Source organism: Cytobacillus firmus DS1 (assembly GCF_000565285.1).
Lineage (GTDB): Bacteria > Bacillota > Bacilli > Bacillales > Cytobacillaceae > Cytobacillus > Cytobacillus firmus_A.
Genome location: NZ_APVL01000006.1, coordinates 119,584 through 141,608 on the forward strand (window position 1 = coordinate 119,584; position 22,025 = coordinate 141,608).

Here is a 22,025-nt window from a genome sequence, read left to right on the forward strand (position 1 = left end):
GAGCATATCCCCCCTTTTTGAATCATCAATTATTTTAGTTCACTTTCCAGCCTGATAATCCATTTATAAAATATTACCACTAATAGAAGAAGGCATGGGTCAAGTATTGCCGCATGCCATAATCTCCACCAGCCATAGTGAAAATAGCCCCATGGTTCCGGCAATAAGGCGATGACTTCATACAGCAAAATGGCCACTACCCAAAAAAAGATATAAGAAAATCGTTTAATAAGATCTCCTTTAAATGGATACCAGTTCAGAAACATCATATTCACCGGGGGCACCAGCGCAACGTGCGCAAGCAGCCCTAACCAATTAGGCTCCCTGTCAAAATACCAATATCCTCCATATTTAAACTCAACCACAACATCAAATATCAGCTGAAAGGATATTGTAAATGTCCATATATGTAGAATTTGATTTTTCGTCAAACGCTTATTTGTTTTAAAGGCAATGAAATTAAAAAGAATGGTGGCTACCAGCAGTCCAATCATAGCAAAATCCTTTTTATTTGTTAATGTCTCTTAAATGGCTTTTTTTATTCTTGATTTGGTAACATTAATCATACTAACTGTGATTAAAAGGAGAATTTAATGGAGCGTTTATTGCTTACAATGTTTCTTCCTGCTATTCAGCGGCGGCATACCATATTATTTGGCTTCCCCCATCCATCAAGTGCAAATGGCCAAAGGGCTAAGCAGTTTGAACAGAACAAACATGCTATGACCGAAACAATCAAAAGGTGGGAAAGGCGGCTTTAACAAAAAGTTATCAGTCAGAATAACGGGCTGAAAATGAAAAAGAGCAGATCTCTAAAAGGAAATCTGCTCAAATATTTTAAGCTTTAACTTTCTCTAATCTTTCTTCCACTTCTGCCTCTGAAAGGCCGTGCTCAGCAATATAACGGTTCCGGGGATGTGTGCGGCATTCATCAGAACAGCTGCGCATATATTTATGCTCGTTTTCTTCAGAGCAAAGGATTTTTTTATTGCAGGCAGGATTTGCACAGTTGACGTAGCGTTCACAAGGCTCGCCTGTGAAGTAGTCCTTACCTACGATTACATGCTCCTTTTGGTTAACCGGTACGCCAATGCGATCATCGAAAACATAAAGCTGGCCATCCCAGAGCTGACCCTGTACCTCTGGGTCTTTTCCATATGTGACAATTCCTCCATGAAGCTGGGCTACATCTTCAAAGCCTTCTTTTACAAGCCAGCCGGAGAACTTTTCACAGCGGATGCCGCCTGTGCAATACGTAATGATCTTTTTATCGCCAAGCAATTCTTTATTTTCACGGACCCAGTTTGGCAGATCGCGGAAGTTTTCAATATCCGGCCTTATCGCTCCTCTGAAGTGTCCAAGATCATATTCATAATCATTTCGTGCATCCAGCACAATCGTGTCTTCATCCTGAAGTCTTTCGTAGAACTCTTTTGGCTCAAGGTATTTGCCAGTAATCTCGTTCGGGTTCACATCGTCTTCAAGGCGAAGTGTTACAAGCTCAGGGCGTGCACGAACCTTCATCTTAGGAAATGCATGTCCATCTGCTTCATCTATTTTGAAAACCATCTCCGCAAAGCGCGGATCCTGCTTCATCACTTCCATATAGTGGTCGGTCTGTTCCACTGGTCCGGATACAGTCCCATTAATTCCTTCATTCGCAACAAGAATACGCCCTTTAAGGCCCAGCTCATTGCAGAATGCTTTATGCTCCCTTGCGAACTCTTCAGGGTCCTCAATAGGAACATACATGTAGTAAAGCAATACTCTGTACGGTTTTTGACTCATTTGTATTTCCACCTATCACTTAATATTTGCAAGATATATCTGTTAATAGGTTAAAACAATATATACTTACCTAGATAAGTATAACAGATGATGTCAAGTTTCAAAATTTTCGGAGAGCGAAAGATTAATGGAATCTAATTCAATTCCCATGTAAACCACTTTCCATGCCCTTCTGTTTGACCGGCCAGTTTCTTGTATTCTGCGGCATATAAATAATAATCAAGATGCAGATTCCGGTCCTGGATATTATTATAAAGATGAAAGACATCCCTCATGCGTCCGCTTGCTTTTATTGTTGCAAGCAGATTCTCTTTTACTTCTGGCGGCATTTGATTGGCCACGTGTGTGTGGAATACACAGATTGAATGTTCTTCAGGTATACCTTCAATCAAACTTGGCAAAAGCTCAACACCATCTCCTTCTATAAGGGAGATTGGGTTTTCCCTAACACATTGGGCAGCTTTTTTGAATAGAGTTCTTCTCTCCTCATGTTCAGGCCAGATAAGTGATTTCAGCCACAAAAAATCTTCCCCGATATTCAAGTCATTTATATGAAGATCAATGCCAATTCTTGAAGCAACCGGCGGCATTTTTTCAGGAAAAATGGGGACTTTGCCCCCCTTGATTTCAGAGGATAAATGAACGTTCGCGTTTGGATTCCCGTATGTTTCTCCTGTTCCATAAGAGTAGCTGTACTGATCCCAAAGAAGCTGCAGGCCGGCGCTAGTCCCTATCTCAATCAGGGCCAGCGGCTTTTTGGTTTGCTGGTAAATATAAGCGAATACAGGGTACAGGTAAGCACAGCGCCTTACTTCATTCGTCTGAACTATTCTTGTTTTGACTATCTCTTTAATTTCTTGTGAATACAGCATGCAGAAATCTTTAAAGCTTTGAAAGGAATCCTGAGGGTTTCTTGGATCCTCCACTATACTTAGATAGAATTCCTTAAGCTCATGCTCTTTCCCTTTTAACAGCAGATAATGAATGGCTCCAAAAAACAAATTCGGCACAGGCTGGCCGTCTCTAGCTTCTGATGCCAAACCCAGCAACTCCTCATCCTCGGCAATTTTATAAGATAAAAATTCATAAAGATTACTCGAACCGCGGCATTCATATTGTCCGAAAGTCTTGAATACCGATGATAAATTCGGCTTTACCATTCTCCAGCGCCCCCGTTATATCATGTAAGTGACTGCATTCCAATGCTTTGAACCAGTTCTTCTCTTCCCGGTCCATCCGGATTTTTGAAGTTCTTTTGCAATATAGAGGTTGAAAAATCCGTGCCCTATGAGAACGGCATGCTGATGTTCCCTCGCAAAAGAAGTTAACTTTAATGAAGCCCGTTTTGCCCGTTTCTTTGCCTCACTGTATGATTCACAGCCATGTGAATAGCCGCAGATCCAAAGTAATCTTAAAAATACAGCCCATGTATTTGGCTTTAATCTCACGCCCGGAAATTTAATGTCAGGGACCGGCAATTCCATTTCCCTGAATATCGGATCAGATTGTATCTCTGCTGAAGGGTTAAGGGTTCTGGCTGACTCGATTGCCCTTCTTAAATCACTTGTGAGTAAAATTGATGTGGTGGCCCCTTTTTCGATTGCATCCATAGAGCAGCTCTCACCCTCAAGTATCCCTAAATGGTCATACGTTTCAACCCATTTTTTGTATTCCTTGCTGTTCATGCGGTGATTTTCAATTTGTGCTGACCTGCCATGTCTGATAAGTGTTATTTCCATTTAAAAACCCCAAAATTTATATATTTTATCCTTTATGGATAATTTAATTAACATGGAGGTGAAGACCATGCGGGAACAAGAATATCCAAACGTAAAGCTCGGCGGAAAAAAGGTGCACGAAAAGGGAAATGGCGGAGACCAGGTGCGCGGACATGAACAGGAAAATAAAAACGGGACATTTAATACAAATCCTAAATCTGATCTATAACCAAAATAACGGGACACCCTCATATTGAATGGCGGGTGTCTTTGAAAATTATTTAGACCCAATCCATTTTTCTCATGATGTAATGGAAAAACTGTTCTCCATCTATTTTTATTTCGCCAGCAAGCTTGAAGCCGCATTTTTGCAGAACTTTATTGGAACTGGCGTTGCTGGTTAATGCAACAGCATTTAGTGTTTCAAGAGCCGTTTTTTCAAAAAGAAAACCTACTAGCCCTTTTGCAGCAAGGGTGGAATAGCCTTTATTCCGGCAGTGCTTTGATATGGCATAGCCAATTTCCCTGTTCGGTTCCGGCAATTCATCCTTTATTCCTGTATTGCAAAAGCCTATAAACTCACCAGTTTCCTTTAGAATAATTCCCAAATTCAAAAATCCGGCATCTTTCAGATCTGGCATTGAAGACTTGAATTTTTCATTGGCCGGAATTTCATAATTCTTCATCCAGTTCACCCGCTGCTCAAGCGTAGCCTGTGCACCTTGAATAAACTCATAAACTTCCGGCTGGGAAGTAATTTCATGGAGTGCCTGGACGTCCTCCATCCGGTATTCCCTGAGGATTACTTCACCGCAATCAATCATGATTTCTTCGTTCATTTTTTCATCTCCATTGGTTATAGCTTTCTGCATTTAATAATAAAAGCAGCGGGTACAGCTCTTGCCTTTTCATAGGAATACCATCGATTGGCATGCCGCTGAACATCATCCTCAGTAAGACTTACATCTTCAATTACCCTTTCAACCGCAAACCCGTTTTCAATTAATAGATTGATATATGTACTTAATTTATATTGCTGCATAATGGCAGGCAGGTTCCATGCAATGTGCTGATAAGGGCCTTCTTCATGATAGGATTTATCCATAGTTAATACTCCATTTTCAGCTTTAATCCGGTTATATAAGGGATGCTCCCAGCTGAAAATAAACATCCCGCCTGATTTAAGATAGTAATGAACATTTTTCAGCGTCTCTTCTAAATTCGTGGTCCAGCCAATCGCATAAATGGAAAAAACGGCATCGAAATAATCAGCAGGGATTCCGGGATTTTGTTCCATCGGGGATTCAACCAGCTTTACTTTTGACGAGGAATTTTTCAAAAGTTCCTTGGCAGCATCGATTTGTCGGGACGATAAATCCAATCCCCATAACTCACCCGCTCCACGCTGATCCAAATATTTTAGGGAATGCCCGCTGCCGCAGCCAATCTCCAGCATTTTTAAACTGCTCACATCTCCAAACAAGTGAAGGTCATCTTCAGTTGGCGCCAATGGTCCATATTCAGGCAGCGGATTGCGACCATAAAACCTTTTAGCCGCTTCATCCCAGCTTTTCTTATTTATTTCCAGTGTTTCATTAATCATAAATAACTCCTTTATACTGAAAAATAGTAAACCTCTTCCTCTCCCCATTTCTCTCCAGTGGGGGAAAATCCGAAGTTTTTATAAAGTATCCTTGCGTGTTGATTTTCTTTATGAACCGTTAAGCGGATTTCCTCGCATTTTGGAACTTTAGATTTTATCCAGCTGATCATCACGGCTAATGCTGCACGGCCATAGCCCCTGCCCTGATACTTCTGATCAATAAAAAAACCGTTTATCCAATACATATTAATTGTATCCGGCTCATAGGCATGCATGATGAAACCAACCATTTTATCATTGTCGTAGATTGAGAATGGAATATACTCTACTGCATCCCCATCTGGTTTAATATAAACCTTGGCAAGTGAAACAGCCGCTGAGGGAACGAACTCACGCTGCCATTCTTTTACCTTCATCTGTATGGCTTCTTCCCAGTTGTCTCTTGTGACGGGTTTTAACTTAATGGTCATTAGTCTCAGCCCCTCTTACAATTTCCTGTTTTTCTCACCATCATGAATAATGATGCTTACATAAGCGGCCTCTCCATTTTCAACATGGCTTTTGATTTGCGACACATCGATCTCTTTCTCAATACGGATGAGCTTTACCTCGTTAGGGAGCAATTTAACGTTAGCAGTTTCACCGCTGTTCATCAGTGAAAGCATCTTTACATCCTCTTCAAATAAATATCTGTCATAAAAGCCGATAGTTTTTAATCAAGGCAGATCCTCCTTTACTTCTTTTCTGAGGATCCAAACGATGCCCCAATGGCAACTCCCATGGCAATGCCCAAAGCCCAATTTTCAAAAAGCATTCCAAAAACTAACCCCAGCGACAGACCATAGGCCATTCCGCTTCCTGAAAAACCCCAATTCACTTTTTTCACCCATTAAACCGCCTTTAAATGTTTTACCTTATATACGAACTATTGGACCTTTAGTTTCAGATTTTTGGAAAAAAGCAGGCAGTTATCTTATCATCACTGAGCTGCCAGCTGTCTTTTTAACACCCGGATTTGCCCCCGATGGCTGATTTCATCCTCCATAACGTGATACCAGAACCAATAGTTGTTGAAAGGGACTCCATTGTTCCACTTTCCTTCTTCATATAGCCAGCTATCCTGTTTAGATGCTAAAAGGTTTAACGTTGTCTCTCTAATTGATGATAGTTCCTCCAAGTAAAATTCTAGAGGATTATGATTAATTTCATTCCTTGCTTTCTCACCCAATTCATACGCCGCGGCCCATTTTGAGTATTCTTCATCGTTAAGATCTCTATTTTCAAAAGTAATGATTTGGTGAACATATTCAACAAAAGCAATATGCTTCAAAAGTGACCCTATTGAATTACTGTTTTCATCGGGAAGAAAATCCAGCTCATTCTGTGTCAAGCCAGCAACATCTTTAAGCGTCACAGACCTGGCATGTTCAAGCATTGACACAAGCTCTCCTATTTTTTCATCGTAGCCCTTCACATGTTTAATTCGATAATCGATCACTTATAAATTCTCCATTCCTATTTTTTCAGGGAAAAGACTGCCGGGAAGGCAGTCTTTAACATTATGCTATCGAATCCAGCAGCTCAATATCTAAATCCTCAATATTCTCCCAGCTATAATGGATTTCTAGGTGCCACTCATTTTTCAGCCGTTTGTATCCCTTTTCTTCAATCCAGATGTGCAATTCCCTATAGGAATTTCCAATCTCAACATTAGGTCCTTTGTGCCGGATAGAAGCATATTTTTGGGGTGGAATTTCTAATGAGAACATTCCATCAGGAACACTGATAAATTCATCCACCTCAATGCCAATCCAATAGCCGTCCTCATCAGGAGAGTCTTCCTCCACTTTAAAAGCACCAACAAGCCGATCTGGATTTACAGCTCCCTTAATTTCGGTAAGGCGTTCCGTTAATAAATTAATCGCCCGCGGAATTTCAGCTGGGTACTGATCCGGCGGGCATAAGACGCGGATCCCTACTAGTCTCAAACTTCCGCGTTCTGTCTCAGCAGCCCGCATAATCAATTCAGACATCCTTTCCCTCCTTATTAAGCAATGAGCAATGCCAGTTCTCTAAACCTCTCAGCTGCTTTTTGGATATCTGTGTCAAAGCCCATCTCGTTCATTGTTTCACCGATCAGCACAATGGCCCTTTCAAGCATCTCTTCAGTCGAATTTCCCATATGGCCGATTCGGAATGCTTTTCCTGCCAGATGAGCCAGGGCTCCGGCAACAATGACACCTTTTTTCGCCAGAGATGCCCGGAATTCAGCATCATCCATCCCTTCAGGGTAAAGGATACAGCTGAGAGTTGCTGCAGCGGCATTTTCGTCGGCAATTGCCTTCATACCATATTCAGCAAGTGCTGCCCTCACAGCTTTTCCAAATGCTTCATGGCGCTTATAGCGATGTTCCATTCCCTCCGCTAACACCAGTCTCATTCCCTCATCATAGGCATAAATCAGATTCACTGGAGGTGTAGCAAAGTATTTTTGTGGATCATTCATAATAGGAATCCAATTATAAATATCGCAATAATAGGCAGGAACCCGTTCCATTTGTTCACGGGCAGCCAATGCTGTCTCATTGAATGCCACAACAGCGAGTCCTGGCGGCACACCGATCGCTTTCTGTGAGCCTGTTAAAACGACATCAATTTTCCCTTTGCCATAAGACTTGCTCATATCCTCTTCCATCGCCGCCGTCGCACAGACTCCATCCAGAATAACCAGTGCCCCATGCTCTTTAGTGATAGGCACCAGGGAATCCAGGTCAGCCGCAACACCTGTTGATGTATCAGCATGGGTTATCGTCACCGCTTTATAAGAACGTGATGCAAGCTTTTCCTCAACAGCGGCGGGGTCCACCTGCTTCCCCCATTCGGATTGAATAATATCTGCCTGGATTCCGAACGCCTTGGCTAATTGCAGGAAACGATCACCGAAAAAGCCCTGGCTTATAATCAATAGCCGTTCTCCTGCTGCTACCGTGTTCACCAGAGCCATTTCCATCGCAATCGTACCGGAGCCGGAGATCACAAACACCTCACCATCTGTCTTCAGCATCTCCCTCGTTTTCTCTATCGCACTCTTATAAACAGCTGCAAATCTCGGATCTGTATGCCCCCTTGTTTCCTGTGACATAGCCTCATATATCGAATCCACAACAGGCGTAGGTCCCGGGATCAAAAGCATTTCCTCGTTTGGCATGATAAATCCTCCTTTGGTTGATATATAGATATCTAAATGTTTCGACATTTTATTTTAAAAACCTTTATTCTTATCATCAATTAATGTTAATTCATATTTTCTGTTCTTATATACTCCGGTGTGGGGTAGTTCCATAGAGTTGAGTAGTCGTGTAGTAGCTGCTGGAGAATCACAAGAGGAATATCACGCCGTTTTACAATCATTTTTTCACTCCAATCTATATTAATCTTGTTTGGATTGTTTATCGCACTTGAGCAAAAAAAGACAGGGCACCAGCCCCATCTTTCCTCAACCTCAATTATGAAAATTAGTCCCGTCCGTTGTCGCTTCTATAATACCCGCCCGGATCACGAAGTCGCCAAAATGCTCGCCTTCCTGACGTTCACGGGCGTAGCGCGGCAGGATGACGCGCAGCTCGTTCAGGATTTCTTCTTCCCCGATATTTTCGCGGTACATTTTGCTGAGGCGGCTTCCGTCAAAGGATGCCCCGAGATACATATTGTACTTGCCGACCGCCTTGCCGATAAAGCCGATTTCTCCGAGTGCGTGACGCGCACAGCCGTTCGGGCAGCCGGTCATGCGGATCGTGATTTCTTCATTCCGCAAGCCCGCCACATCGGCGATTTCATCAATTTTATCGATCAATCCCGGCAGATAGCGTTCAGCCTCAGCCATCGCCAAACCGCAGGTCGGCAGGGCAACACAGGCCATGGATCCGCGGCGCAGTGCACTGTAGCGGCTGCCGTCTGTTAAGCCATATTTTTCAATCAGCGACTCAATCACAGCTTTATCTTCGTCAGCCACACTGCCGATAATCAGGTTCTGATTGGCCGTCAGCCTGAAATCGCCTTTATGAACCTTGGCGATCTCCCGCAATGCTGTTTTCAGCTTATAATCTTCGAAGTCTGCCACACGGCCTCCTTCTATGAACATAGTAAAATGCCATTTTCCGCGGACACCCTTTACCCATCCGTAGCGGTCACCGTTGGAATCAAACTTAAATCCGCGTGCTTCCTCCAGCTTCCAGCCTAAGCGGTTTTCCAGCTCTTCAATAACTGTCTCCAGTCCAAGGCGGTCAACCGTATATTTAAATCGTGCATTTTTCCGGACAGAACGATTTCCGTAGTCTCGCTGAATCGTAATAGTCTTTTCAGCCACTTCGTAGATTTTATCTGCCGTCACAAAGCCGATTACCTTCGAAAGCTGAGGGTATGTGGCTTTATCTCCATGTGAGAAGCCCATTCCGCCGCCAATTGCCACGTTAAAGCCAGCCAGTTTGCCATCTTCAACTATCGCTATAAAGCCGAGATCCTGTGAAAAGACATCTATATCATTGGAAGGCGGTACAGCGATCCCAATCTTGAATTTCCTAGGCAAATAAAGCGGGCCATACATCGGCTCAATCTCTTCATCCACTTCTGGAGAGCCGGCTACTTTTTCTTCATCCAGCCATATTTCATGATAGGCACGTGTGCGGGGAAGAAGATCGTTACTTAGCATCTTCGCCAGCTCATACACTTCCTCATGAATTTCAGATTGATCAGGATTGGAGATGCACATGACATTCCGGTTCACATCTCCGCATGCCGCTATCGTATCAAGCATCGTCGAATGAATGCCCTGGATTGTCTTTTTCATATTCCATTTCAGGATTCCATGCATTTGAAAGGTCTGGCGTGTTGTTAATTTGAGTGTGCCGTTGCCATACTTCTCAGCCAAGTCATCCACGACAAGCCATTGCTCGGGTGTTGCGACCCCTCCGGGAAGACGCAGGCGGAGCATAAACTGATAAGCCGGTTCAAGCTTCTGCCTCTGGCGTTCATTCCGGAGATCCCGGTCATCCTGCAGATAGCTGCCGTGGTGCTTCATTAACCGGTTATCATCATCCGGGATTCCCGCGCTGATCCGGTCCTGCATGACTTCCGCCAGCGTTCCGCGCAAATAGTTGCTTCGATCCTTAATTCCCTCAACATCACTCGGAGGGCCGTCCGGTGCTTTTAAATTTGGGTTTACCATGCTGAAAAACTCCTTTCCTTCCAAATCAATATACGTCGCGCTGGTAGCGTTTATTTTTCTGCATATCGGCCAGATATTCCGCAGCCTGTTCGCGGCTCATTCCGCCTTCTTTTTCAATAATATCTATAAGTGTGTTATGGACATCATGTGCCATGTTTTTCTCATCGCCACAGATATAGACAGCAGCACCTTCCTCGAACCACTGGAATAGTTCCCTGCTGTTTTCCTGCATCCTATGCTGAACATAAACCTTCTCATCATCATCCCGGGAGAAAGCGACATCCAGCTTCGACAAGACTCCATCCTTGAGCCACTTTTGCCATTCAGTCTGATAAAGGAAATCGGTCACAAAATGCTGGTCGCCAAAAAATAGCCATGATTTCCCTTCCGTTCCGTTTTCTTCACGCTCCTGCATAAAGGATCGGAACGGGGCAATTCCGGTTCCAGGGCCAACCATAATGATTGGTGTGTCCGGATTCTCAGGCAGTTTAAAGTTTTCGTTATGCTGAATAAATACTGGCAGTGTATCGCCAGGCTGGAGACGATCCGCACATAAAATGGAGCAGACACCTTTGCGTTCACGGCCATGGGCATCATAGCGGACAGCACCGATTGTTAAATGAACTTCATCAGGATTCGCTTCAAAGCTGCTGGAAATGGAATATAGACGCGCAGGCATCTTGCGCAGTATAGAGACAAACTCCTGTGCTGAACTGTTCCATGGTTTAAAGTCACGGACTAAATCAATTAAGTCTCGCCCATCCATATAGGTTTTCAGTTGATTGCTGTCTGACACAAGCTGTTGCAGATCTTCATTTCCGGAAAGCTTTGCAGCCTTTTCAACAAGCGGTTTGGTTAGGACAGTAATCTCAAAGTGAGACGAAAGGGCTTCTTTTAATGTTACTGTCTCCTCCTTCACTCTGACTGCTTCCTCAGGATCCCAGTTCATCTCAGCTAAAAGCAGGTCAACCAATTCAGGATCGTTCTCAGGGTATACTCCCAGGCTGTCACCAGGCTGATACGTCAGTCCTGAACCCTCTAACGAAATCTCTAGATGGCGTGTTTCTTTATTGGAGCCGCGGCCATTGAGATTAATATTCTCAAGCACTTCTGCCCTAAACGGATTCGAACGGGAATAGACTGACTCGGCAGGTGCTGAAGCTGAAACTGCTGCTGCAGGTGAAGGACTGCTGCTTTCTCCTTCGCTCAACCCCGCTAAAACGGCTTTTGCCCACTCTGCTGCAGGCTCTTCGAAATCAAGATCACAATCAACTCTTGGTGTTATTCTCGTTCCGCCAAGCTCCTCGAGACGTTTATCAAAATCCTTCCCGGTCTGGCAGAAGAATTCATAGGAGCTGTCGCCAAGAGCCAAAACGGAGAATCTGAAGTCTTCCAGTTTTGGCGCTCTTTTTCCGTGAATGAATTCATGGAATGTCAAAGCGTTATCCGGAGGGTCTCCCTCACCATGAGTACTGACGACAATTAACAGGTTTTTGACCTTTTTAAGATTATTAGGCTTAAAGTCACTCATTGCTGAAACGTTTACTTGAAAACCTCTCTCCTCAAGCATTTTCCCGGATTTTTTTGCCAGATTCTGCGCATTCCCGGTTTGTGACCCAAATAAAATGGTTACCTCCTTTGGAATAGCCGGCGCCGCTGCCGGTGCTAGACGCTCTTCCACTGCAGGGGCAGCCTGCAATGATGAGGACTGTAACGCGGCAAGATATCCGCTCAGCCAGAGGGATTGTGTCTCTGTCAGAGTCGGGAGAAGACGATTAAGGAGCTCTGTCTGCTCCTGATTAAACGGACTGTTCATTACCTGAAGTTGCAACATGATCCACCTCGCAAACCAGCGCAAAGGCTGGTCTTATAGTATTTCTTTAAATTTCCTCTTTTCCTATAAAAAAAGTCGGTTTTATACGCAAAAAATATATATCTATTACTTTACCGAATGAGATTCCATTAGTAAAATAAATATTAATTATCGCAGCTATTAATATTACTAATTATAGAAGGGGTGATAATTTGTACTATGATGCCTTAAAGACATTCGTCACTTTGGCTGAGGTGAAAAATTTCACAAAGACGGCTGAGCTCCTTCTCATGTCTCAGCCCAGTGTCAGCCTCCATATTAAAAATCTGGAGAAGGAATTTCAGACAAAACTCTTTCAGCGTTCACCAAAATACTTGAAGATTACGCCCAGCGGTGAAATATTATATGACAGGGCCAAGCAGATGATTACCATTTACGAGCAAACCAGGCAGGAAATTTTAGATCAGCAGCATACCATTAAAGGGGATCTGAAAATTGCGGCCAGTTTCACAATAGGAGAATACATCCTTCCTCCCCTTCTGCTTGACCTGCAGAATGAATATCCTGAACTGAATCTCCAGATGACGATTGCCAACACAGAGGAAGTTGTTCAGTCCACTCGTTCCCATCATGTCGATATCGGCTTGATTGAGGGCCAGACAAATGAAAAAGAGCTTATCGTGACTCCCTTTTTAGAGGATGAATTATTTATTGTGACCTCTAACCAGCATCCCTTGGCACAAAAAAAAGAAGCAACGATTGCTGACCTCCAGGATCAGGCCTGGATTATGAGGGAAAACGGGTCAGGAACCCGGGAATATTTTAACCATGTGGTCAGATCAAATGGTCTTAAGGTGAAATCACTCCTGACCATCTCAAGCAATCAGGGAATAAAAGAAACACTCATCAACGGGCTGGGAATGAGCATACTTTCCGGAAGTGTAGTAGCAAGGGACGTAAAACAAAACAACCTGGCGATTATCAAGGTGAAAAGCCAGGAATTCAAACGCACTCTGTCCTATGTACTTTCTCCAATAATGCAGGAAAAAAGGAATGTCAGCATTTTTATCGAAGCTCTCAGCGAAAGATGGCATCATAAATAATGGCGCTGAGTCTGAAGTTACCTCGGGTTTGGACTCAAAAATGGAAAGATTCTGACCGCTGTGTCCGAAGTTGCTTAAGGTTCAGACTCTACATTGGAAAAACCTGGTCGCTGTGTCCGAACTTGCCCAGGTTCAGATTTAAAAAAACTTGACAAGCTTTTTTTCACACTAGTCCTAATTTATTCATATATTATAGTGTCGTGGTGTATAAAATCTGTCCATTTTATTCAAAATAAGGAAAAAATGGCTGAGGTGAAAAAAATGGGATTATTGAATGCCTTTAATGAATGGCGCGAAATGAGATATCAGAATCATGTCAATCGCATGAAGGAAGAAAACAAGTGTCCGGACTGTTACGGCAGGGGTTTTTCACTTTATCCGGGGAATGAATTCGCTTATCATGCTAACCAATTTGACTGCCAGGGCTGCAATGGAACCGGACTGTATTCAGAATGGAATAGTTTATCATAATTGAGAGGCCATGATCCACTTCCGGATCATGGCCTTATTTTGGCTTTATGCTAATGCCTTATTCGACTCGAATTCTTCTTTAACCCTTTTTAAAAGCTCCTTATTTGTTAACACTTCATACCCCGTAAGTGCCATTGCCTTAGCTCCAAGGATCATGGCTTCTCTGGCCTGTTCACTCATCGCAGCTTCGCGGAATTCATGTGTATGGCATGCATATGCCTCGTTGCAGATTTTAATATAAGGATGAATGGAAGGTGCCGCCTGGCTGACATTCCCCATGTCAAGAGAACCTGACCCGTCCTTCTGTTCCAGAATTTCCTCCTCATTCAAACCAAGGGAAATCAGTTCCTTATTAAATGCTTCTGATAAAGGACTGTTCGTAACCATATCGTCATAAGAGAATTCATAAAAGGACCACTTCATTTCTGCACCAGTCTGCAGAGCTGCCCCTTCAGCACATTTTTTGACCTTTTCTACTAACTCATTTACATATTCACGCTTTGCAGCACGAACATAAAATTGGGCAACCGCATAATCCGGAACCACGTTTGCCGCTTTGCCCCCTTCTGTTATAATTCCATGAATCCTTGCATCTGGTGTAATATGCTGGCGCAAGGCATTTATGCTGCTGAAGGTTTGAAGAACAGCATCCAGCGCATTTATTCCCAAATGCGGGCTGGCAGCTGCATGTGCTGACTTTCCAAAAAACTCAAACTGGATCGCATCCATCGCCAATGATGAACCGCTCTTCACATAATTGTCGAGGGGATGAACCATAATCGCTGCATCCAAAGCGTCAAAAATACCCGATTCGGCCATGGTCACCTTGCCGCCCTTTGTTTCCTCTGCAGGCGTGCCAAAGACAATGACTTTTCCACCTGTTTCATGAATCACTTTGCTCAGACCAATTCCGGCAGCAATCCCCATTGTTCCAATAAGATTGTGGCCGCATGCATGCCCAACTTCAGGCAATGCATCATATTCAGACATATATCCAACTACAGGCCCTTCTTTCCCGCTGTCATAAGTAGCTGTGAAAGCAGTGGGCAAACCGCAAGTGCCAATTTCCACGGTAAAACCATGCTTCTTAAGCTCCTCTGTCAATACTTTGCATGCCTTGTACTCTTCATGCCCCAGTTCGGGATTCTCGCCTATGTAAGTGCTTATTCTATTAAAATCATCTTGAAGTTCATCGATTTGGTTAATAATAAGATTTTTTCCCATATATCTGCTCTCCTAATCCGCCAATCTATATATTTATTCATATATGATTATAATAATACAACATTTTATATTTTTACAGCACGTTTATTTCGTTATTTTTTCTAATGGCCGTTCAACGATCAGTGCATCTTCCCAGTCCTTGCAGACATCCACCCAGGCTTTGGCATCTGAATATGTATTGATTTCATCAGGAGTCAGTTCAATGGCGGAATTGCTGCTTCCACATGCAGGAAAAAGAGTTTCGAATCTGTTCATAGATTCATCCAGATAGACTTCCAGGTCATTCTTCAGTCCAAATGGACACACCCCGCCAACAGCATGGCCGGTCTGTTCGAGAACTTCATCCGCTGAAAGCATACGGGCTTTAAATCCGAACGTTTTCCGGAACTTCTTGTTGTCAATTTTCGCGTCGCCTGCTGCCACCACAAGAATTGCTTCATCCCCATCACCCTTGAAGGAAAGCGTCTTGGCAATTTGTGCAGGGCAGACACCGATTGTTTCAGCAGCCTGTTCCACTGTTGCGCTTGAAGAATCAAACTCCATTACATCCTGTTCCCTGTCCCATTTCTTAAAATGGGCTTTCACACTTTCAATTGACACTCACACTCATCCTTCCCTTTTGTTAAAATCTTATATATATTCATTATCAATACTTTATAGTTGTCTATTTTAACATATTATCTGAGCCTGTCACCGGGATAATTCTCTTTTATCAGAAGATTTGCATTTGCTCTTATTGGTTGCTTGTACTAATATTAATTTAGATTAAAAACACATATTTAAAAAAGGATTTTTTATGAAACAGACTATTCCATATAAATTTATAGGAGGACGCATTGCCAAAACCGGACTGGCTGTTTTTATAACAGCTTTTATTTGTCATATGCTGAATTGGCCAGCCATGTTTGCTGTAATTACGGCCATCGTTACCATTGAGCCCACTGTTGCGGACTCCATCCGGAAAGCATATGTCAGGTTTCCGGCTGCTGCCATTGGTGCGGGTTTTGCTGTATTATTTACGTTCATTTTCGGGGACAGCCCTTACAGTTATGCTTCCGTTTCGCTTGCGACAATCATCCTCTGCCATAAGCTGAAGCTTCATGACGGGATGCTGGTGGCTACGTTGACTGGTGTTGCCATGATTTCTACCGTTCATGATCATTATTTGTCCTCTTTTTTCATTCGATTGGGGACTACCACTACCGGAATTGTCGTTTCCACAGCAGTCAACTTTTTTGTCATGCCTCCCAATTACTCAAAATCAATTATAAAAAACATACATGCCCTTTACAGACGATCCGGTGACATTTTATATAAAAGAGGCCTTGAAATTTTTAATTCACAGGGATCAGATGGCACTGTCCGTTCTGATTTTCAAAGACTTATTAAAGATATCGATAAAACGGAAACTTTATGCCATTATCAAAAAGCTGAATATAGATATCACCGATTCAGCCGTGAGGATATGCGCGACTTTCATTATGAATATAAAAAACTGACTATTTTAAGGCAGATTACCTATCACGTAGGAAACTTGATCTTTCTGCCTGCTGGCCTGCCAGAGCTGGAGGAGGACAGGAAAAAGACTGGCGCTTCTGTTCTTGAGGATCTAAAAAACAGCCTGTATGACCCGGGTTTTTTTATTACAGAAAGCCATCATAAAAAAATCAGCGAAGTAACACAGTGGTTTATTGAGCAAAAACAGCTGAACCCTGCGGGCGGTTTAAAACCTCGCACACACCACCATGTCCAGCCTGAAACAGCCATTCTATATGAAATTCTTTCCATACATGACTTAATTGAGGAATTGAAACAAATTCAGACTATGGAAATTAAGCACCGGAAGCTTTTAAAAGTTCCACTTGAAGCAGATGCCCATAAAATGAGGGGAACAGGCATGAATAAATGAAGACCGGGAATTCAAATCCCCGGTCTTTTCTTTCGTCAGGAAGATATACTCGCTTTATCGAGCAAATATCCTGCTATTATTCTTGTTAATACATCTCGGTCCATTTGCAGCATGGGAACCCCTGCAGCTGCAAGCAGCTTTTCCGTATTGTCTGATGGAAAATCAATGCTCCGCTGGAAATAACTGTGGAAAATGCTCATTGAATCATGAAAAGCCTTTTCCTCACTTGTCATTTCTGCAGAGTATCCAGGAACACACATCTCCAATTGCGGAAAATCCAGTACCTCTTTTACTATTTCATATACATCTGATTGCAGAGGCGGGTTAGGGTTTGTAATATTGTAAATCCCGCCATTTTCTGCATGAATCAAGGCGGCATTCAGTGTATCTATCACATAATTCACCGGCACGAAATTCTGTGACACTTCAGGATCCAGGTAGATTCTGCAGGTTTGGCCGTTTGGTTTTCGCAGGGACCGTTTTTTTAAGATCTTAATGCCTTTTAAAAATCCGTATAAGCCGAAGTTTGTATCAGCTTCACCTGTTCTGGAATCTCCGATGATAATCCCGGGCCGGAGAATAACAATATCAAGTTTATCCCGGAATGTATATACGAGGTGTTCTGCCTCGCATTTGGAAGCTTCATAGGGATTTACAAAATGCCTGTCGGCTGAATAAAGAGCCTCCGCCCCCTCTGTCTCTGTCCCAACCGTATAAGCGGTACTGATATATAAAACCTTAGGACAATTTATTTCCAAAGCAAGCTTCACAACATTTTCTGTTCCACTCACATTCACTTCAAAAGTCTTATTCCGATCTCTTTCATCAAATGACAGAAGTGCCGCACTATGGTATAAGGCATCTATCTTTCCTTTTAATGAACCCGCAAGTTCTCTATTTAATCCAAGATGCTCTTCTGTCACATCTCCTTCCAATATATGAATCTGCTTGGAAAAACCGCTTCCTTCGCCTTGCATGAAGGCATCCAGCCGTTTTCTGCTTCTGACTAATAAATAAAGTTCATGACCCTGTTCCAAAAGCTTTAATGAAAGCTTTTTCCCCAAAAACCCGTTTGCACCCGTAATAAGTATTTTCAAAAAAGAATCACAGCCTTTCTATCTGACATCCCTTTAAAAACTTTAGCGGGAAATTCAATTAAAAGCAATGGAAAAACATTTACTTTGAAAGGACTTGGAATTAAAGTAAGCTGTGATATTTCAGCACTTCCTGCATCCTCCTCTTCAGCTGCTGCGGAAACAACCATCAAATAATCTGAATTTTATGGTATGATCAATTTACTATAAGGAAGGAGCATGTGGATATGAACTCTTACAGCAGTACCTTAAATGGTGTTTTTCCATCTGTCTGCTCCTTGGATTGCCCAGATCAATGCGGCCTTCTTGTACATAAAAAAGAAGGGAAAATCGTAAAGATTGAAGGAGACCCCAATCATCCCGTCACACAGGGGAATATATGCAACAAGGTCCGGAGCATGCCTGCAAGGATTTATGATCGGAATCGGCTCAAGTATCCACTGAAGCGTGCCGGGAACAAAGGTGAAGGACATTTTGTACGGATTGGGTGGAAAGAGGCTATAGACACGATTACCTCCAGATGGAAGGATCTAATTGCCGAAAATGGTCCTGAAAGCATCCTGCCATACAGTTTCTATGGAAATATGGGCAGATTAAGTGCAGAAGGAATGGACCGCCGTTTCTTCCATAAACTCGGAGCAAGCCGTCTTGACAGGACGATTTGCCAATCTGCCGGTACAGCAGGATATGCTTATACAATGGGAGGAAGCTTTGGAATCGATCCGGAGGATACCATCCATTCAAAGCTCATTATTCTATGGGGCATTAATGCAGTCAGCACGAACATGCATCAAATGATTCTCGCCCAAAAAGCAAGAAAAAACGGTGCGAAAATCATTGTAATTGATGTCCATAAAAACCAGACCGGGAAAATCGCCGACTGGTTTATACCGATTACACCCGGCACTGATGCAGCTCTGGCACTTAGCATCATGCATGTTCTGTTTGAAGAAAACTTAGTGAATGAGACCTTTCTGGAGGAGTTTACGGTTGGCTCCCAGGAGCTTCGCGAACATGTGAAGCAATATGACCCTGAAACAGCAGCAGGCATAACAGGTGTGCAGAAAGAGGATATTATCAAATTAGCCCGTATGTATGGAGAGACTTCCCCCGCTTTTATCCGGATCGGCAACGGTCCACAGCATCATGACAATGGAGGAATGTGCATCCGCACCATCGCATGTCTTCCTGCCATTACAGGACAATGGCTCATAAAGGGCGGCGGTGCCATCAAGGGAAACTCCGGCTATCTTGCTTTTAATACTGGAGCTCTTCAAAGGTCAGATCTCCTGCACAAAAAGGATACACGCATTGTTAATATGAATCGGATCGGTTCTGCATTGCTTGAACTGGAAAAACCGATTAAATCTATGTATGTCTATGGGAGCAACCCTGCTGTTGTGGCACCGGAAGGGAATAAAGTCCGGCAAGGGCTGCAAAGGGAGGATTTGTTCCTTGTGGTCCATGATCTGTTCATGACCGAAACGGCTAAATTTGCTGATATTGTGCTTCCGGCGTCTTCTTCTTTTGAAAATACGGATATCTATTCATCCTATTGGCATCACTACATGCAGATTCAGGAGCCAGTCATTGAACCATATGGCGAGTCAAAGTCTAATGTAGAAGTGTTTCGGCTTCTTGCAGAAGGTATGGGCTATCAGGATGCTGTATTTTATGAAACGGAAGAAGAAATGATTAATGCCGCATTGAATTTTCCAGCTAATCCTTTCATTGAAGAAATCAATGCTGAATCCCTGAAGAAAGACAAATTTATCAAAGCGAGGGTAAAACCGCTGTTTCCCGGCAGGCTCCACACGCCAAGCGGAAAAATTGAATTATATTCGCAGAGAATGAAAGATGATGGACATCCTCCTCTGCCTACCTATATACCGCTGAAGGAAGACAACACCTTCCCGTTTTTATTTGTGCCTGCACCCAATCATAACTTTTTGAATTCAACCTTTTCAAATAATGAAAAACATGCAGGCATGGAGAAGGATCCCCGCCTTCACTTGAATAGTAAGGATGCGAAGGATGCTGGGATTGAGGATGGTGAGATAGTCCGCATTTGGAATGAGCGCGGAGAATGCGAACTCAAAGCGGCTGTTGGGGAGCTTGTCCTTCCAGGCACGGCAGTTTCTCAGGGAATCTGGGCAGATATCCCAGGAACCAAACATTTGGTCAATTCGCTGACACCGGACCGTCTTTCCGATATGGGCGGCGGTGCCGTTTTCTTCTCAGGCCGGGTGAATGTTTCGAAAATCAGTAAAGAATAACCCCTGCAAAAGTGCAGGGGGTTTCCTATTTTATAAAGCATTGTCAGTTTTGACATCGAAATCTTCAAGGAAAGAATCTATATCCAATCTGTTTTTCAGTACTATGACCTTTTTACCTTCTGCTGCAAACCTGTCAAGCCGCTCTGCCATTTTTCTTTTGCGTGGCCCGTAAGTTGTCACAATGAAATTAAGAAACTTCCAGTCCATTTTCTCCCTGCATCCGGCTGCCATATCAGGCCGGGTTTTGCCAAAATTGGTCACCCGCCTTTTTAATACCCTGTACAGGCAGAGATACAGGGGTACATCCAGATATATGACTGTATCACAAGCAGCTGCCCTGATTTCAAAAGTATTGCTGTAATTGCCTTCAATAATCCACTGCTTTTTTTTCACTATTTCACGCTGTGCATCCGAAAACTCCTGTAGCCCGCTTTCCACCCAGCCGGGCTTCCAGTATAAAACATCCAGATGATGTTCCTCAATGCCTGTTTTATCACCCAATTTTCTGGCGAAGGTTGATTTCCCTGCGCCTGCTGAAGTCCCAATCACCATTACTCTTTTCAAAAAATCACCTTCCCTCGCCGACTTAATCTAATCTTTGCGTGTAAGAATAATAACCGCTCTAAAGGAAAAAATATCTATCATAGTCAATTTCCATACGATGGAGGCATTCCAATGCTAAAGAATAATACCCGGCTCACTGCAGCAGAAATTGCATCTTTGTGGACTTCCTATATGAATGACAGCCTGGCTAAGTGCATTCTAGGTTTTATGATTAAAGACCTGGAGGATAAAGAAATAAAGGGAGTAGTCCAATATGCATATGATTTGTCCGCCGCTCACTTAAAAAAACTTGCAAGGTTCTTTAAGCAAAGTGAGCTGCCCCTGCCTGATGGTTTTTCTGATAACGATGTAAATATGTCTGCTCCATGGCTCTTTTCAGATATTTTCTGTTTAACGTACATAAACCATATGGCCCGGACAGGTCTTATTTCTTATGGCGGCTTTCTCTCCATGAGCACAAGAGAAGACATTTGTGAATACTTTACAAATGGGCTACAGGAAACTGCCGGTCTATATAATAAGTCAAACAAGATTGCACTCAGCAAAGGACTGCTGGCAAGACACCCTTATATTGAAACACCTGCTGTCTCTGAATATATAGACAGTAAAAGTTATTTAAGCGGGCTGAATCCTTTGTCAAATAAAAGACCCTTAAATGCGATAGAAATTTCCCATTTATATATGAATGTCATGACCAATGCCCTCGGGGTAAACCTTAGCCTCAGCTTTGCCCAGACTTCACCTGTAAAAGAGGTTTCGGATTTTATGCTCAGGGGGGCAGAAATAGCCAATAAACATATTAAAATCTTTACAGATATACTGCTGCAAAATGATATACCTACTCCCCGTCTCCCTGATGTCAGTGTGAGCAATTCAGTTACACAGACTTTTTCAGAAAAACTGATGATGTTCCATATGAGTTTAATCAGTGCAGCGGGAACCGGAAATTATGCTACGGCTGCAGCTGCCAGCCAGCGCAGCGACCTGGCCATGAATTATGAACGTTTATCCATTGAAATTGCCAAATATGCGAAGACCGGTGCAGACATAATGATCAAACATCATTGGATGGAAAAGCCGCCCGGTACAAAAGACCGAAAAAAATTAGCCCAGAATAAAAACCGCTTTTGAAGGAATAGAAAAAGAGCTGCCCCTTCTCTTTTTCTATTCTGCCCTATATCAGCCCCTCTTTAATAAATCCGTTTAATTACATTCAACACCTTTGCTTTTATTCCCTC

At 43.0% G+C, this 22,025-nt stretch carries 25 protein-coding genes; 7 read left to right on the forward strand and 18 right to left on the reverse strand.

All coding sequences use genetic code 11. The features are described 5' to 3' along the window. Window positions 1-29: 29 nt before the first annotated feature. Window positions 30-494, reverse strand: a complete 465-nt coding sequence (locus tag PBF_RS09660; protein ID WP_035329505.1) for a hypothetical protein — start codon at window positions 492-494, stop codon at window positions 30-32. A 99-nt stretch (window positions 495-593) separates the two neighbouring features. Between PBF_RS09660 and PBF_RS26120 the strand changes: the two genes are divergently transcribed. After that, window positions 594-761, forward strand: coding sequence for a hypothetical protein (locus PBF_RS26120; RefSeq protein ID WP_160169254.1), 168 nt, complete (start codon window positions 594-596; stop codon window positions 759-761). Between the two features lie 76 nt (window positions 762-837). Here the strand turns inward: PBF_RS26120 and PBF_RS09665 are convergent, their stop codons facing one another. The 3 genes from PBF_RS09665 to PBF_RS09675 form a co-directional block, all read right to left on the reverse strand. After that, window positions 838-1,788 (reverse strand): rhodanese-related sulfurtransferase, encoded by a 951-nt coding sequence (locus tag PBF_RS09665; protein ID WP_035329506.1) that lies wholly within the window; start codon window positions 1,786-1,788, stop codon window positions 838-840. Between the two features lie 134 nt (window positions 1,789-1,922). Beyond that, window positions 1,923-2,948, reverse strand: coding sequence for a DUF2332 domain-containing protein (locus PBF_RS09670; RefSeq protein ID WP_035329507.1), 1,026 nt, complete (start codon window positions 2,946-2,948; stop codon window positions 1,923-1,925). A 15-nt stretch (window positions 2,949-2,963) separates the two neighbouring features. Continuing rightward, complete coding sequence (locus PBF_RS09675; protein ID WP_035329508.1) at window positions 2,964-3,527, reverse strand: histidine phosphatase family protein; 564 nt, start codon at window positions 3,525-3,527, stop codon at window positions 2,964-2,966. A gap of 67 nt (window positions 3,528-3,594) precedes the next feature. Between PBF_RS09675 and PBF_RS26440 the strand changes: the two genes are divergently transcribed. After that, the gene (locus PBF_RS26440) at window positions 3,595-3,735 is read left to right on the forward strand and encodes a hypothetical protein (RefSeq protein ID WP_169799759.1); all 141 of its coding nucleotides are present in this window, start codon (window positions 3,595-3,597) and stop codon (window positions 3,733-3,735) included. Between the two features lie 52 nt (window positions 3,736-3,787). On the opposite strand, the gene PBF_RS09680 is transcribed toward PBF_RS26440, so the two are convergent. From PBF_RS09680 to PBF_RS09720, 10 genes are all read right to left on the reverse strand, one after another. Continuing rightward, window positions 3,788-4,345, reverse strand: coding sequence for a GNAT family N-acetyltransferase (locus PBF_RS09680; protein ID WP_035329509.1), 558 nt, complete (start codon window positions 4,343-4,345; stop codon window positions 3,788-3,790). 17 nt (window positions 4,346-4,362) lie between these two features. After that, window positions 4,363-5,109, reverse strand: coding sequence for a class I SAM-dependent methyltransferase (locus PBF_RS09685; protein WP_035329510.1), 747 nt, complete (start codon window positions 5,107-5,109; stop codon window positions 4,363-4,365). Window positions 5,110-5,120: 11 nt separating this feature from the next. Continuing rightward, window positions 5,121-5,579 carry a GNAT family N-acetyltransferase gene (locus PBF_RS09690; protein ID WP_035329511.1) on the reverse strand — a complete coding sequence of 153 codons (459 nt, stop codon included), beginning with the start codon at window positions 5,577-5,579 and terminating at the stop codon, window positions 5,121-5,123. A gap of 15 nt (window positions 5,580-5,594) precedes the next feature. Beyond that, window positions 5,595-5,774, reverse strand: coding sequence for a hypothetical protein (locus PBF_RS09695; protein WP_035329512.1), 180 nt, complete (start codon window positions 5,772-5,774; stop codon window positions 5,595-5,597). 68 nt (window positions 5,775-5,842) lie between these two features. After that, window positions 5,843-5,995 carry a hypothetical protein gene (locus PBF_RS26125; protein ID WP_160169255.1) on the reverse strand — a complete coding sequence of 51 codons (153 nt, stop codon included), beginning with the start codon at window positions 5,993-5,995 and terminating at the stop codon, window positions 5,843-5,845. 93 nt (window positions 5,996-6,088) lie between these two features. Continuing rightward, window positions 6,089-6,607 (reverse strand): DinB family protein, encoded by a 519-nt coding sequence (locus PBF_RS09700; protein WP_035329513.1) that lies wholly within the window; start codon window positions 6,605-6,607, stop codon window positions 6,089-6,091. Window positions 6,608-6,668: 61 nt separating this feature from the next. Then, window positions 6,669-7,142, reverse strand: a complete 474-nt coding sequence (locus tag PBF_RS09705; RefSeq protein ID WP_035329514.1) for a GyrI-like domain-containing protein — start codon at window positions 7,140-7,142, stop codon at window positions 6,669-6,671. A 14-nt stretch (window positions 7,143-7,156) separates the two neighbouring features. Beyond that, on the reverse strand, window positions 7,157-8,317 hold the full coding sequence (locus tag PBF_RS09710) for a pyridoxal-phosphate-dependent aminotransferase family protein (protein ID WP_035329515.1): 1,161 nt from the start codon (window positions 8,315-8,317) through the stop codon (window positions 7,157-7,159). 294 nt (window positions 8,318-8,611) lie between these two features. Continuing rightward, window positions 8,612-10,333, reverse strand: coding sequence for an assimilatory sulfite reductase (NADPH) hemoprotein subunit (gene cysI, locus PBF_RS09715; protein ID WP_035329516.1), 1,722 nt, complete (start codon window positions 10,331-10,333; stop codon window positions 8,612-8,614). Between the two features lie 25 nt (window positions 10,334-10,358). Beyond that, window positions 10,359-12,164: an assimilatory sulfite reductase (NADPH) flavoprotein subunit gene (locus tag PBF_RS09720; RefSeq protein ID WP_035329517.1), complete on the reverse strand. Its 1,806-nt coding sequence runs from the start codon at window positions 12,162-12,164 to the stop codon at window positions 10,359-10,361. A gap of 194 nt (window positions 12,165-12,358) precedes the next feature. On the opposite strand from PBF_RS09720, the gene PBF_RS09725 reads away from it, so the two are divergent. After that, complete coding sequence (locus PBF_RS09725; RefSeq protein ID WP_035329518.1) at window positions 12,359-13,249, forward strand: LysR family transcriptional regulator; 891 nt, start codon at window positions 12,359-12,361, stop codon at window positions 13,247-13,249. A gap of 261 nt (window positions 13,250-13,510) precedes the next feature. Next, window positions 13,511-13,720 carry a hypothetical protein gene (locus tag PBF_RS09730; protein WP_035329519.1) on the forward strand — a complete coding sequence of 70 codons (210 nt, stop codon included), beginning with the start codon at window positions 13,511-13,513 and terminating at the stop codon, window positions 13,718-13,720. A 45-nt stretch (window positions 13,721-13,765) separates the two neighbouring features. Here the strand turns inward: PBF_RS09730 and PBF_RS09735 are convergent, their stop codons facing one another. Next, window positions 13,766-14,944: a M20 family metallopeptidase gene (locus PBF_RS09735; protein ID WP_035329520.1), complete on the reverse strand. Its 1,179-nt coding sequence runs from the start codon at window positions 14,942-14,944 to the stop codon at window positions 13,766-13,768. 84 nt (window positions 14,945-15,028) lie between these two features. Then, on the reverse strand, window positions 15,029-15,544 hold the full coding sequence (locus PBF_RS09740) for a YbaK/EbsC family protein (protein ID WP_035329521.1): 516 nt from the start codon (window positions 15,542-15,544) through the stop codon (window positions 15,029-15,031). A gap of 196 nt (window positions 15,545-15,740) precedes the next feature. Here PBF_RS09740 and PBF_RS09745 point away from each other — a divergent pair, with 196 nt between their 5' ends. Further along, a complete protein-coding gene (locus PBF_RS09745) occupies window positions 15,741-16,853 on the forward strand; it encodes an aromatic acid exporter family protein (RefSeq protein ID WP_035329522.1) in 1,113 nt (370 codons plus the stop codon). Window positions 16,854-16,888: 35 nt separating this feature from the next. Here the strand turns inward: PBF_RS09745 and PBF_RS09750 are convergent, their stop codons facing one another. After that, the gene (locus PBF_RS09750) at window positions 16,889-17,950 is read right to left on the reverse strand and encodes an SDR family NAD(P)-dependent oxidoreductase (protein WP_035329523.1); all 1,062 of its coding nucleotides are present in this window, start codon (window positions 17,948-17,950) and stop codon (window positions 16,889-16,891) included. A gap of 224 nt (window positions 17,951-18,174) precedes the next feature. Between PBF_RS09750 and PBF_RS09755 the strand changes: the two genes are divergently transcribed. Further along, entirely contained in the window at window positions 18,175-20,223 is a 2,049-nt protein-coding gene (locus PBF_RS09755; RefSeq protein ID WP_035329524.1) for a molybdopterin-containing oxidoreductase family protein, read from the forward strand. Window positions 20,224-20,253: 30 nt separating this feature from the next. On the opposite strand, the gene PBF_RS09760 is transcribed toward PBF_RS09755, so the two are convergent. Beyond that, the gene (locus tag PBF_RS09760) at window positions 20,254-20,787 is read right to left on the reverse strand and encodes a topology modulation protein (protein WP_035329525.1); all 534 of its coding nucleotides are present in this window, start codon (window positions 20,785-20,787) and stop codon (window positions 20,254-20,256) included. Window positions 20,788-20,898: 111 nt separating this feature from the next. Here PBF_RS09760 and PBF_RS09765 point away from each other — a divergent pair, with 111 nt between their 5' ends. Beyond that, a complete protein-coding gene (locus PBF_RS09765) occupies window positions 20,899-21,918 on the forward strand; it encodes a DUF3231 family protein (RefSeq protein ID WP_035329527.1) in 1,020 nt (339 codons plus the stop codon). Window positions 21,919-22,025: the final 107 nt, after the last annotated feature.

Excerpts from the sequence above, each read along its gene's own strand:
- PBF_RS09660 (WP_035329505.1), bottom strand. The coding sequence starts at position 494 with ATGATTGGACTGCTGGTAGCCACCATTCTTTTTAATTTCATTGCCTTT.
- PBF_RS26120 (WP_160169254.1), top strand. The coding sequence starts at position 594 with ATGGAGCGTTTATTGCTTACAATGTTTCTTCCTGCTATTCAGCGGCGG.
- PBF_RS09665 (WP_035329506.1), bottom strand. The coding sequence starts at position 1,788 with ATGAGTCAAAAACCGTACAGAGTATTGCTTTACTACATGTATGTTCCT.
- PBF_RS09670 (WP_035329507.1), bottom strand. The coding sequence starts at position 2,948 with ATGGTAAAGCCGAATTTATCATCGGTATTCAAGACTTTCGGACAATAT.
- PBF_RS09675 (WP_035329508.1), bottom strand. The coding sequence starts at position 3,527 with ATGGAAATAACACTTATCAGACATGGCAGGTCAGCACAAATTGAAAAT.
- PBF_RS26440 (WP_169799759.1), top strand. The coding sequence starts at position 3,595 with ATGCGGGAACAAGAATATCCAAACGTAAAGCTCGGCGGAAAAAAGGTG.
- PBF_RS09680 (WP_035329509.1), bottom strand. The coding sequence starts at position 4,345 with ATGAACGAAGAAATCATGATTGATTGCGGTGAAGTAATCCTCAGGGAA.
- PBF_RS09685 (WP_035329510.1), bottom strand. The coding sequence starts at position 5,109 with ATGATTAATGAAACACTGGAAATAAATAAGAAAAGCTGGGATGAAGCG.
- PBF_RS09690 (WP_035329511.1), bottom strand. The coding sequence starts at position 5,579 with ATGACCATTAAGTTAAAACCCGTCACAAGAGACAACTGGGAAGAAGCC.
- PBF_RS09695 (WP_035329512.1), bottom strand. The coding sequence starts at position 5,774 with ATGCTTTCACTGATGAACAGCGGTGAAACTGCTAACGTTAAATTGCTC.
- PBF_RS09705 (WP_035329514.1), bottom strand. The coding sequence starts at position 7,142 with ATGTCTGAATTGATTATGCGGGCTGCTGAGACAGAACGCGGAAGTTTG.
- PBF_RS09710 (WP_035329515.1), bottom strand. The coding sequence starts at position 8,317 with ATGCCAAACGAGGAAATGCTTTTGATCCCGGGACCTACGCCTGTTGTG.
- cysI (WP_035329516.1), bottom strand. The coding sequence starts at position 10,333 with ATGGTAAACCCAAATTTAAAAGCACCGGACGGCCCTCCGAGTGATGTT.
- PBF_RS09730 (WP_035329519.1), top strand. The coding sequence starts at position 13,511 with ATGGGATTATTGAATGCCTTTAATGAATGGCGCGAAATGAGATATCAG.
- PBF_RS09735 (WP_035329520.1), bottom strand. The coding sequence starts at position 14,944 with ATGGGAAAAAATCTTATTATTAACCAAATCGATGAACTTCAAGATGAT.
- PBF_RS09745 (WP_035329522.1), top strand. The coding sequence starts at position 15,741 with ATGAAACAGACTATTCCATATAAATTTATAGGAGGACGCATTGCCAAA.
- PBF_RS09755 (WP_035329524.1), top strand. The coding sequence starts at position 18,175 with ATGAACTCTTACAGCAGTACCTTAAATGGTGTTTTTCCATCTGTCTGC.
- PBF_RS09765 (WP_035329527.1), top strand. The coding sequence starts at position 20,899 with ATGCTAAAGAATAATACCCGGCTCACTGCAGCAGAAATTGCATCTTTG.